Below are 12,459 nucleotides of genomic sequence, written 5' to 3'. Positions count from 1 at the left end.
AAACGAGCATTTTTTATTGTAAGTAATAAATTGTAAAAAACTCCTTAGTTAATTTATTCTCATTTGTTTATTTGTAGATGGATTCAATGAAATTAACACTTTAGAGGGCTTTATTTTTAATCATTTCTTTATCTTCTTCTTTGCCCTCCCTTTCTGGTCATACCTGTTCGTTTGCTTGTTTTATGCTCTAGATCTTCTTTTTGTTATTCTAACACGCATTTTTTGTGCTCGAATGCTCATTTTGACCTTGGTGATATTTCAATTAATTATAAAAGGAGTACATTTCTCGCTGCTTAACGTGAATGCTGTATACCTACTTTAATAATAATTGGGCCGTTTATCTTGAGTATATGAGAGTTGTATATACGTTGGATGAAATGAGTACATAACGAAACAAAGGAATGAATCATGGCGAATAATAAACAACATACATTACTTGGACAATGCATCGCTGAATTTATCGGTGCTGGTTTATTGATCTTTTTTGGTGTCGGCTGTGTCGCTGCCTTAGTATTAACTGGTGCTGAATTTGGCCAGTGGGAAGTCAGTATCATATGGGGTATAGGCGTTGCCATTGCTATCTATTGTACTGCAGGCGTTTCTGGTGCTCATCTTAACCCTGCAGTAACCATTGCATTAGCAGCGTTTCATGGGTTTGATAAGGCAAAAATAATTCCTTATATCATTGCTCAAGTATTAGGGGCTTTCTGCTCTGCGGCATTGGTTTATGCTTTATACAGTAACTTATTTTCTGATTATGAAATTGCAAATGGTTTCTTACGTAGCAGTAAAGAAGCATTATCTACAGCTGGCATCTTTTCAACTTATCCCCATCCTTCTTTATCGATGCTAGGCGCCTTTGCGGTTGAGTTTGTAATTACTGCAGTTCTTATGTTCGGAATTCTTGCTTTAGGTGATGAGCATAATGGATCAGCTCGCGGTGCAATGAATCCACTTCTTATTGGTTTATTAATTGCTGTTATTGGTGGTTCTCTTGGTCCTCTAACTGGCTTTGCAATGAACCCTGCTCGTGATTTTGGTCCAAAGCTATTTGCTTACTTAGCGGGCTGGGATTATGCATTAACAGGAGCAAAAGAAATTCCTTACTTTATCGTTCCAATTTTAGCGCCAATTGCTGGTGCATGTTTCGGTGGCTGGGCTTATCCAAAAATGATTGGCGCTTACCTACCAAAAGCAGGTCATGGTTGTACTATTCCAAATCAATGTGAAACGGAAGAAGAAGCCAAAACAGCTGAAGCGTAACTAATATTAAAAATAAAAAACTAACAATTACCTCCCTATGAGTTAATACATTAAATAATACACAAAAGGACTCCATCATGACTGAGCAAAAATACATTGTTGCACTTGACCAAGGAACTACTAGCTCTCGTGCCGTCATTCTTGACCACGATGCGAATATTGTCAGTGTTTCTCAGCGTGAATTTACCCAGATTTATCCTCAAGCAGGCTGGGTTGAGCATGATCCATTAGAGATCTATGCAACACAAAGTTCGACTCTAGTTGAAACTTTAGCAAAAGCGGGCATTCGCAGTGATCAAATTGCTGCAATTGGTATTACGAACCAACGTGAAACGACGATTGTTTGGAACAAAGAAACGGGTAAACCAGTTTACAACGCTATCGTTTGGCAGTGTCGTCGTACTGCAGATACGTGTGAAAAACTAAAAGAAGCAGGTCTAGAAGAGTACATTCGTGAAAATACAGGTTTAGTTGTTGACCCATATTTCTCAGGTACAAAAATTAAGTGGATTCTTGATAATGTTGAAGGCGCTCGTGAAGACGCTGAAGCAGGTAAGCTGTTGTTTGGTACTGTCGATACCTGGCTTGTGTGGAAGATGACGCAAGGGCGTGTTCACGTGACTGATTACACCAATGCTTCTCGTACCATGGTGTTTAATATCAATACGCTTCAGTGGGATGAAAAACTACTGAAAGAGCTAGATATTCCACTGTCAATGATGCCAGAAGTGAAGTCGTCATCAGAAGTGTACGGTGAAACGAACATTGGTGGTAAGGGTGGTACTCGTATTCCTATCGCTGGTATTGCAGGGGATCAACAAGCGGCACTTTATGGTCAAATGTGTGTTGAACAAGGCCAAGCTAAGAATACCTACGGCACGGGTTGTTTCTTGTTAATGAATACAGGTAAAGAAAAAGTAACGTCTCGCAATGGCCTATTAACAACGCTAGCATGTGGCCCACGTGGTGAAGCCTCTTACGCACTTGAAGGTGCGGTATTTATGGGCGGAGCATCAATCCAATGGTTACGAGATGAGATGAAATTACTGGCAGATGCAAAAGATTCAGAATACTTTGCAACTAAAGTCGATTCATCAAATGGCGTGTATGTGGTTCCAGCTTTTACCGGTCTTGGTGCTCCATATTGGGACGCGTATGCACGTGGTACGATTGTTGGCTTAACTCGCGGCTGTGGTTCAAACCATATTATTCGTGCAACATTAGAGAGTATTGCTTATCAAACTCGAGATGTAATTGATGCAATGCAAGCGGATTCTGGTATCAAATTATCGGCACTTCGTGTTGATGGTGGTGCGGTAGCCAATAACTTCTTAATGCAGTTCCAATCAGATGTATTGGATGTTGCAGTTCACCGTCCACAAGTAACAGAAGTCACAGCGTTAGGTGCTGCTTATCTTGCTGGCTTAGCGGTTGGTTTCTGGGGTAGCCTTGATGAGTTAGCAGATAAAGCCGTCATTGATCGTTCGTTTGAACCTCATCATGATGAAGAGAAGCGTAACCAGCGTTACCGTGGTTGGAAACGCGCAGTAAAATGTGCACAGTCGTGGGCTGAGATGCATGACGAAGAGTAATTAATCTAATTTGATGATTAAATAAACTAAAGGAGCGCATTTAATGTGCTCCTTTTTCTTTTCCGAACTTTGTTTGATATATATCACGCATATTTTCATCAAAAATTTCATTCCTTATATTTTCTTTAGTACACTGATTTAAGTTGAAAAATATAAGTCATTGATTGATCGAAATTAGGGGAGTAATTCGTGAAGCAATTATCAAGACACCAAGAAATAGTAAACCTTGTGCAACAGCATGGATACGTCAGCACTGAAGATTTAGTGGAGCAATTCAAAGTTAGTCCACAAACCATTCGCCGTGACTTAAATGAACTGGCTGATGAAAATAAAATACGCCGTCATCATGGTGGAGCTACTATTCCATTAAGCTCGGTAAATACGGCATATACAACGCGTAAAGTGATGCAGTTAAACGAGAAAGATACGATTGCAGAAGCGTTAGCGAAACATATTCCAGATGGCGCTACGCTATTTATTGATATTGGTACAACACCAGAATCAGTAGCAAAAGCACTAGTGAAAAGCCATAAAGATTTACGAGTAGTAACTAATAACATCAATGTTGCTATGATCTTAATGGCAAACCCTGATTTTAAAGTTATCCTTGCCGGTGGTGAAGTTCGTAACCGAGATGGTGGCATTGTTGGTGAAGCTACGTTAGATTTCATTAAACAGTTTCGTTTAGATTTTGGCATATTGGGGATCAGTGGTATTGATTATGATGGTTCGTTATTGGATTTCGATTATCATGAAGTTAGAGTGAAAAAAGCCATTATTGAAAATAGTCGCAGTGTTTATCTTGCGGTTGACCATACAAAATTTGGTCGTAATGCGATGGTGAACTTAGGCAGTATTACTGAGTTACAAATGATCATTACGGATCAAGAGCCACCAGAAGAGATCGTGGCAATTCTAAAAGATAATGAAATTCCTTATGAAGTAATTTCTAAGTAACTCTCAAATTTTGTAAATATAGAATCCCTGTCTTTGATTAAGATCAGGGATTTTTTGTATCTGCATCACAGTAAATGTTCGAAATCGAAAATAAAAAGTGACTCGAAACGAAAGTTAAGATATCGTCTACTTATCGTAATTAATGTTCGTTCGCTCATTGTGAGCATTTGAGGTCACTACTATGAATAATGAAAACCAAACACACACAACCTGCGCTGTTTTAGATTTGATTGTAGTTGGTGGTGGTATTAATGGGGCCGGTGTTGCTGCTGATGCCGCTGGTCGAGGCCTAACTGTTGGCTTATATGAAGCATCTGACTTTGCTTCTGCAACATCATCAGCAAGCTCAAAATTAATTCACGGTGGTTTGCGTTATTTAGAACATTATGAGTTTCGTTTAGTCTCTGAAGCCCTTGCCGAACGTGAAGTGCTATTGGCTAAAGCGCCACATATTGCAAAACCAATGCGTTTTCGTTTACCTCATCGCCCATTTTTACGTCCTGCATGGATGATCCGTGCAGGTCTTTTTCTTTACGATAACCTAGGTAAACGTACAACTCTTCCTGCAAGTCACTCAGTGAACCTTGCTGCATCAGGTTTACTTAAGCCTGAAATGACCAAAGGTTTTGAATATTCAGATTGTTGGGTTGATGATGCTCGTTTAGTGATCCTAAATGCAATGGCTGCAGAGAAAAATGGCGCAGAAGTGAAAAACTATTGCCGAGTGGAAAAAGCCACTCGTATTGATGATATTTGGCATGTCACTATTTTTGATGAGCAAACAAACACGCGTTTTGAGCGTAAAGCCAAAGCCCTGGTTAATGCTGCGGGTCCTTGGGTTAAACAATTTTTTGATGATAGTTTAGAAGAGGAATCCCCTCGTAATATTCGTTTGGTGAAAGGCTCGCATATTGTGGTGCCTAGAATACATAATGAAGAGCAGGCGTATATCCTACAAAATAAAGATAACCGAATTGTGTTTGTTATTCCTTATATGGAAGACTTTTCAATTATAGGAACAACGGACGTTGAATATAAAGGCGATCCGAGAAAAGTAGAAATCTCGGAAGACGAGGTAAACTATTTAATTGATGTTGTAAACCAGCACTTTGTTGAACAAATAAAACGCGATGATGTAGTTTGGACTTACAGTGGCGTACGTCCATTGTGTGATGATGAGTCTGATTCACCTCAAGCGATTACTCGTGATTACACTCTAGAGTTAGAGCAAGAATTAGATCAGGCACCATTGCTGTCTATTTTTGGTGGAAAGCTAACGACTTATAGAAAACTGGGTGAAACAGCCATGAAGATGCTAAACCCATACTTTTCTAAAATGGGAAAACCATGGACAAGAAACGTTGCACTGCCAGGTGGTGATTTTGATTACCCTCGTAAACAATTGGTTGAAAATATTTGCAGTCAATATTCGTGGTTACCAGAAGAAACAGCCATTCGTTACGTGAATCAATTTGGTACACTGGTTTGGACGCTACTAGAAAATGTAACTTCAGAAGCAGATATGGGACGTGTATTTTCAGAAGGTGTATATCAAGCTGAAATTGACTATTTAGTGCAACATGAGTTCTCTCAAAAAGCAGAAGATGTATTGTGGCGTCGAACTAAGCTAGGGTTGTATTTAACTCAAGACCAGCAAGATGCCGTAGCTCAATATATGAATGAGAAATTAGGAACAAAGAAGGGAGTTAAATTTGCGCAAGTGAGTTAATGTTAAATTTAAATCTTTTGATTAAGCCTGAAGTATGCTTCAGGCTTTTTTGATTTTATAGAAATACTTGGATTTATCATCTATAAGAGTACTATCTTAAGGTCATATTAATGGGATCGTAAAATGAAAATTAAACTTCTTTTAGTGCTTATTGCGTCTTGTGTCGCGTATTCAGCGAGTGCCTGTACGGGTATTTCTCTTTCAACGGTTAATCATGATTACATTCAGGCTCGAACGATTGAGTGGGGTCAAAATGATCTGAACAGTAAATTAATTGTATCTCCTCGTGATTATTCATACGTATCTACCATGCCAGATCAAAAGCAGGGATTAAAGTGGGATTCTAAGTATGGATTTGTTGGCATCTCGGTCAGCGATGATCGTTTTATTGCTGATGGTGTTAATGAGGAAGGATTAACGGCAGGCCTATTTTATTTTAAAAATTATGGGTCGTTAGATAAATACAACCCAAATGATACTAAGACAACGATTACTGATATGGACTTTAACCGTTGGATGTTATCGCAGTTTAAAACAGTAGCTGAAGTCGAACAAGCGATTAAGCACATAAAGATAGTACCAGTTTATATTGATGCTAAAGGAGTGCCATCACCAACAGCACACTGGCGCGTAGCTGATAAGCAAGGTAATAACATTGTTATTGAAATCATGAATAATGGTGAAGTTAATATCCATAAAAATGTGGCTAAAGTGCTGACAAATGCTCCAGATTACCAATGGCAGGTAACTAATTTAAATAATTATATTCATTTAACTCCAGGAGTAAGTCCGGGACAAAAGATCAACGATGTAGATGCTTTCTCTTTTGGTGTTGGTTCTAGCTTTTTAGGGTTGCCGGGTGATATTACGCCACCGTCAAGATTTGTACGTGCTGCCTTTTATGTAAATTCAACGCCTGTAATGAAGGAAGGAGCCGATGCGGTATCTCAGGCATTCCATATTTTAAATAATTTTGATATTCCGATTGGAAGCGAATTTAATGATAAAGCACATATTCCTGATTTACCAAGTGCGACGCAATGGACTTCTGTCGTAGACCAAACAAATGGATTATTCTTTTATAAAACCATGCGTGATAGTACGATAAAAAAAGTGGATTTAAATAAGATCAATTTTACTGGAAAAGTAGAAGAAAAACGGTTGTTAGATTCAGGAACATTCCATGTTCAAGATGTGACTCCAGATATATAGATAACTCTTTAATCAAGCCTCACTATGAGGCTTGATTATTAATGATTTTTTTACGTTTTCTTTTATTTATGTACATCAACTTATCTGCCCTTTCTAAGGTGTACTGAATGTCCATATCTAATGGAGCTACACCAAATGAGTAGGATAAATATATATCTTTTTGTTGAAAATGATGCTCAAAATTTCTACGGATCATTCGCATCTTAGTTTTAATATCTTGAACTGAATGAGAGTCAAAACACAGTACAAATTCATCCCCGCCAAAGCGAATAAGAAGATCTTCTTTTCTTAGATTCTGGTTAATTAACCGTGCAGTTTCTTTAAGTTGTTGATCGCCAAATTGGTGTCCGTACTGATCATTAATATTCTTAAACCCATCCAAATCAATAAATACCACAGTGTGATAGGCATTTATATCAATATGATTAAGTTTAGCTTTAGTAAAACATCCAGTAAGTGAGTCAATAGGCGCCTGTACATCTTGGTTATTTTCATAAACAAATATCATGATAAAGATTTTATCAAAATACTTTATTTTTTGGCGATAGGTATGGAAATGTGTTGTTGTTGAATCGACCTCTACCATCTCGTTCGACATTAAAATATCAGACTCGTTATTGAGTAATTGTTGATCAAGTTGCAGACAAGTTTGATAGTCTGGGAATCGTTTTAATACTTCAGAAACAGACATCCCAACTAAATCACAACCAAGGTAATCAGTATGCTTTTTATTATTATATATTGCCACACCGTGCTCATCTCTTAGAATAAAAAGACAATTACAATGCTTCATTAGATTAGTTGTAAATAAAATTGAAGGACTTTTAATACCATCGAGTAGTTCTTGATATTTTGTATTAAGTGCCTGTAGATCAAAATTACTGTAATCAATACCTAATAAGTTAAATGGGTCCTGTGGTTTTAACTCATTTAAAGCTACATTTAACTCAGATTGATTCTTGGCTACATTAACATTATAGATATAGCGGTCTATCGGTGGGTTAGAAACTGTTAGCTCATTGGTTATCTGCTTCTTTTGCGATTCAAAGTTGTGGTCAACATCAGCAATCGATAATGGGTATGATAGGTGGTAGCCTTGTGATATGACAGAACCAAAGGAATTAATAAGGTTGAACTGATTGATATTTTCAATACCTTTCATTACGACATTATTGCCTAGAAACTTATTCAACTTATGGTAAAGGGATCGTAAAAAACAAAATGAAAGGTAATCATCATTAATAGGAGCGATTAAAGAACGGGCTATTTTTATGTAATCAAAGTTTAAGCCAAGTAAAGGGTCTGAATTTATACACTCAGTTCCATAATCGTCTAAGGTAAAAGAGACTCCTAAATCTCTTAAGCGATGCATATTATGTCGAATTTTTTCGAGATCAAACCGTCTATTATTGAAATTAACTTCTAAAGTAAATCCCTTACTTTCTCTAAATACAGATTCACAGTAATCAACAAAAGATTGTGACTCTAAACTTTCAGGAAAAATATTGATGGATATGTGGATATCATCTTTGTTTCTTAAGCTTAGTTTATCAGTAATGACATGAGAGATAACATTCTTATCAAATTCTACTTTATCTACAATGGATGAAATCATATCACCTGGTAGCTTTTCTGAATCTGAAAATCGGATCAGAGCTTCATAAGAGACAATTGAACCAGCAAAAAAATTAGGTTGATAAATGAAGTATTTATTCTCAAGCATATATCATATTCATCCAAAAAATGTGGGGCTAATTTATCACGGTTAACACTAATAGGTCTCTAACATTAATGGTTTAAAATTCGATCGAAATCACATTTATAAAACTAATAAAATTGTGATGTAAACCACATTCATCAATCGTCAATTATCAGACGCCGTCAAAAAAAGACACCTTAATGACGGAGTGATTTTTATTCTAAAAAAAGTAAATAATATAAAATATATTGCATTAAACATCATTATGATATTGATATTTAATGGTTTATTAATTTTTATAATTATTGTGGCTATCCATATTGATAGATTAATAATGTAATATTTTGTGTTAATTCTCATAAAGAAGATGTAGTTAACTAACAGTATGAATAGACAAGGCATTAGCGCTAAAAAAATTGTCCTTACAGCCAGTGGACAGATTAAATGCGATACATCAATACTTTCTATTTTAAGTATTGAAGAGATTTCATTTATTGAAATGTTATTGGGTGTAAAACTTATATCAAGTTAACTCGCTTTCATATATTTGGACAATGACAATTTAAAAAGGATAAAAAGTGCATTATTTACAACGTATATTTATGAACCTTCAAGTGCGTTATCAAGTTTTATTACCTGTTATGTTTGCTGTATCGTTAATGGTGGTTCTATCTGCCATCATCATTAACGGCTACAGTAAGTTAGAAGATAACTCGTTAGCAATGGATTATAACTCGTTAGATAGCTCTAAATTAACCGAAGCGCAGGAAAACTTTTTGCATTTAAGGATTGCAGTTAGTCGCTCTATTGGTATTCCTGCAGAGCTAAATACATCTTATAAAAAATTTCAACACATAGAGGCTTCAATTTTAACTTTGTTTAGTGAAGTGGAAACCTCTAAGAGCAAATTAGTATCATCTGAAGAATTTGTTTATAAAATGGAAGAAGTTGAAGGCTTACTCAATAGCTATGGTTCAATTATTAAAGATAATATAGACCTATACAAGGTAATGGATAAAGAGTGGGGAAATTTACCATGGGTTACAGATTACATTAATCAAGCGAATAATATTATTTTAGATACTGTTACCTCTGAATCAGAGCGTGAAGAGTGGCGAAAAATCCGACAAGAGCTGTATTCTTCGGCAGCAATTATCGTTGTTAGAATGTCATCTGTATATGCTTTAAATCTAGACTCTAAATTTGAACAAGAGCTTGCAACACATTTTAATAAAGTGTTTGAGCAAACAGATAAAATTAAGAATAGTTTAGCTCGTGAGATCCTTATTCAAGGCTTTAATGATTATGGTTCGGTTAATCAATTGCTATGGGCGCAAGGGCAGGAGATTAGCAAGAATAACTTACAGTTAGTTAAGTTAGGTAGTCGTGCAGATAATATACTCGCTGGCTTATTAAACTCAATAATTGATAGAACTCATGAGTTAAGTTTAGATGCAACGGTGCTGATTAATGATAGCCAATCCTTTATGATTTCTTTTTTAATTGTTGTATTGTTTATATCAGTTTTGATTGGTTGGCTAACTGCACAAATTATCTCAAAACCAATTGTTGCTTTACAGCATCAAATGAACTTGGTTGCTAACGGGGACTTAACTTATACCACTTCGTTAAATGGCAGTAATGAGATTGGGCAATTATGTACCAATACAGATGAGACTATTACTCATCTTCAAAAACTAATTAATGAATTACGAGGTATTGGGATAGAGGTTTCTTCAGCCTCGACTGAATTAGCGGCTGTAATGACGCAAAGTGAAGCCAATGCAAGTGAACAAAAATCTCAAGTTGAATTAATTGCAGCTGCAGTGACAGAGCTTTCGGCTTCTGCAACACAAGTTGATGCATCTGCAAATCAAGCGGATATACGAGCAAAAAATGTATTAACCTTATCAATAGAAGGGTCTAAAAGTGCAGAAGAAAGTTCAATATTAACTCGCTCACTAGCTACTCAAATGGATATGACATCTAGTGAAGTCATGACACTTAAAGATCAAACAGATCGGATAAGTGAAGTTATTACTGTTATTGACTCTATTTCTGAACAAACAAACTTGTTAGCACTTAATGCGGCTATTGAAGCAGCAAGGGCTGGAGATAGTGGTCGAGGTTTTGCCGTTGTAGCTGATGAAGTTCGTGTTCTAGCTGCGAAAACGCAGCAGTCGACTCAAAATATTCAGCAAATCATTGATAATTTACAACAGAAATCATCAGATGTAGTTGGGTCTGTGCATGATTCTATAAATATGATTAATGAAACTACACGTATGAGTGAAGAAACAAACAAGTACTTAGATGATATATCTAAGGCAATAGAAGAAATTTCACATACAAATTCAGAGATGGCAGGTGCTGCGAATGAACAGAATCGTGCTATTTCTTCTATCAGTGAAAATGTTAATGTCATTAGTGAGAGTATTCATCAAAATGTAGAGGGAATTAAAGAGAGTGCTCAGGCGAGTAGTCATTTATCTGAGTTATCGGAAGGGCAGAAGTCTAAGCTATCTTTTTTCAAAGTGTAAGTTAATTGAGGGCTACTTAAGGTAGCCCTTTCTATTTATTTATAGCTGAAGGCTAAGTAAGATAAGTTCATTTCTTCCATATAAACATAATGAACGCCTTTACCCATGGGGTATATATGCGTGTAATACGCTTTTCGTTCAGTATTTAATAGTTTAGGGTATGCATACAACTGATTTTGGTCTTTTATTGTGCCAAAGTGCTGCCTTCCTGAACCAACATCTCTGTCATTTCGCTCGATTAAAGCTATGAATTGATCTTTTTTCTTTTTTGTTATCGCTGTTATATTTACATTATAACCATAGCTACCAATATATCCTGTCTCTTTTACATATGCCGATAGTGTTGCATTATATTTATGATTGTCTTTTTTTTGGATATCATAATTTATGTAAGCGTGGCCTTTATAGGTTAAATTATTGATTGCAGATAGATTAATACTACTAGTCATTTTAAATTCATTAGCTTCTGTATTACTTAAGTTTTTTAATGGCTTTTCAAATTCAAATGAAATTTCATTAATTAGCTCATCAATGTTAATTGATGTTTCACTATTATCAATGAAATATATTTTGTTATAAATGCTAGAGCATTCATTACCTAACATTTCACATGCTGATATACTGATGGACTTTTCTTGTTTGTTTATGAAGTATTTTATTTTTTCATGTAAATTGTTTTTATTTAATATTACTGATTCTGAATTTGATGGCTGATATATATTGTCATTACTCTTGATTAGGTGCTGATCTATTGCTGGTGATATGTCTTTATTATTAATTATAATATAAGATGTTACTGATGCCCCTATTAAGCAAAAAGGTATTATATACAGATATATATTATTGATATGTTTCTTTTTTGACGAATTTTTACTACTAGCCCTATACCCTCTACCTTTCACCGTATCAATAGCATCTATATTATGTCTATATAATTTTTTCCTTAAAATTGAAATTGCTTGAGGAACAACACTAGTATAATTGTTGTCATCCTTATCCCAGGCGTAATTCAAAATTTCATCTTTAGAGAAAATAGTGTCTGGGTTTTTAAGTAATAAAGTTAATATTTTATTTTCTGTATCGGTAAGCTTTATAATCCTTTTGTCTTTATTTATATGGTTACAGGTGTGGTTTAATGTGAAATCATTATGATTGATTTTTTCTTTATTAAGCATTTTATGAATAGACTTATTTATTATGTGAATTGTTATTATAATGAAAATTATCAATTGCTATGTCAGGATTGTATCAATTTTGATCACCTCGATCTAACTCTTTGATATTGATCACTATTTTTATTTGGGTTTGGGTGGGTGTATTTATTTACGTTGTGATTGCATTTTCTTTAATCATATTATCTATGATTGTTATTTTTCATGTTTAGTTATACCAATTTCAATACTTACTGTGAATAAATACGGTTTATTTGATCTGTGGTGTCGATCTGTCTTGTGATTTTCATCACAT

At 35.5% G+C, this 12,459-nt stretch carries 8 protein-coding genes; 6 read left to right on the top strand and 2 right to left on the bottom strand.

The genetic code is table 11. The features are described 5' to 3' along the window. Window positions 1–408: 408 nt before the first annotated feature. The 5 genes from AC2INI_RS14330 to AC2INI_RS14310 all read left to right on the top strand — a co-directional run bounded on the left by AC2INI_RS14330 (window position 409) and on the right by AC2INI_RS14310 (window position 6,753). On the top strand, window positions 409–1,263 hold the full coding sequence (locus AC2INI_RS14330) for an MIP/aquaporin family protein (RefSeq protein WP_486306173.1): 855 nt from the start codon (window positions 409–411) through the stop codon (window positions 1,261–1,263). A 77-nt stretch (window positions 1,264–1,340) separates the two neighbouring features. Then, window positions 1,341–2,855, top strand: a complete 1,515-nt coding sequence (glpK, locus tag AC2INI_RS14325) for a glycerol kinase GlpK (protein ID WP_486306172.1) — start codon at window positions 1,341–1,343, stop codon at window positions 2,853–2,855. Between the two features lie 189 nt (window positions 2,856–3,044). Next, window positions 3,045–3,812: a DeoR/GlpR family transcriptional regulator gene (locus tag AC2INI_RS14320; RefSeq protein WP_486306171.1), complete on the top strand. Its 768-nt coding sequence runs from the start codon at window positions 3,045–3,047 to the stop codon at window positions 3,810–3,812. 181 nt (window positions 3,813–3,993) lie between these two features. Beyond that, on the top strand, window positions 3,994–5,541 hold the full coding sequence (glpD, locus tag AC2INI_RS14315; RefSeq protein WP_486306170.1) for a glycerol-3-phosphate dehydrogenase: 1,548 nt from the start codon (window positions 3,994–3,996) through the stop codon (window positions 5,539–5,541). 123 nt (window positions 5,542–5,664) lie between these two features. Continuing rightward, window positions 5,665–6,753 (top strand): linear amide C-N hydrolase, encoded by a 1,089-nt coding sequence (locus AC2INI_RS14310; protein WP_486306169.1) that lies wholly within the window; start codon window positions 5,665–5,667, stop codon window positions 6,751–6,753. A 22-nt stretch (window positions 6,754–6,775) separates the two neighbouring features. Here the strand turns inward: AC2INI_RS14310 and AC2INI_RS14305 are convergent, their stop codons facing one another. After that, window positions 6,776–8,476: an EAL domain-containing protein gene (locus AC2INI_RS14305; protein ID WP_486306168.1), complete on the bottom strand. Its 1,701-nt coding sequence runs from the start codon at window positions 8,474–8,476 to the stop codon at window positions 6,776–6,778. 698 nt (window positions 8,477–9,174) lie between these two features. Between AC2INI_RS14305 and AC2INI_RS14300 the strand changes: the two genes are divergently transcribed. Continuing rightward, complete coding sequence (locus tag AC2INI_RS14300) at window positions 9,175–10,992, top strand: methyl-accepting chemotaxis protein (protein ID WP_486306446.1); 1,818 nt, start codon at window positions 9,175–9,177, stop codon at window positions 10,990–10,992. 35 nt (window positions 10,993–11,027) lie between these two features. On the opposite strand, the gene AC2INI_RS14295 is transcribed toward AC2INI_RS14300, so the two are convergent. After that, window positions 11,028–12,167, bottom strand: a complete 1,140-nt coding sequence (locus tag AC2INI_RS14295; protein ID WP_486306167.1) for a winged helix-turn-helix domain-containing protein — start codon at window positions 12,165–12,167, stop codon at window positions 11,028–11,030. Between the last annotated feature and the right edge of the window lie 292 nt (window positions 12,168–12,459).

The organism is Aliivibrio friggae (assembly GCF_057368515.1).
Note: the sequence above shows the minus strand (reverse complement) of the source record. Positions and strands in the feature narration are given on the sequence as shown.

Excerpts from the sequence above, each read along its gene's own strand:
- AC2INI_RS14330 (WP_486306173.1), top strand. The coding sequence starts at position 409 with ATGGCGAATAATAAACAACATACATTACTTGGACAATGCATCGCTGAA.
- glpK (WP_486306172.1), top strand. The coding sequence starts at position 1,341 with ATGACTGAGCAAAAATACATTGTTGCACTTGACCAAGGAACTACTAGC.
- glpD (WP_486306170.1), top strand. The coding sequence starts at position 3,994 with ATGAATAATGAAAACCAAACACACACAACCTGCGCTGTTTTAGATTTG.
- AC2INI_RS14310 (WP_486306169.1), top strand. The coding sequence starts at position 5,665 with ATGAAAATTAAACTTCTTTTAGTGCTTATTGCGTCTTGTGTCGCGTAT.
- AC2INI_RS14305 (WP_486306168.1), bottom strand. The coding sequence starts at position 8,476 with ATGCTTGAGAATAAATACTTCATTTATCAACCTAATTTTTTTGCTGGT.
- AC2INI_RS14300 (WP_486306446.1), top strand. The coding sequence starts at position 9,175 with ATGGATTATAACTCGTTAGATAGCTCTAAATTAACCGAAGCGCAGGAA.
- AC2INI_RS14295 (WP_486306167.1), bottom strand. The coding sequence starts at position 12,167 with ATGCTTAATAAAGAAAAAATCAATCATAATGATTTCACATTAAACCAC.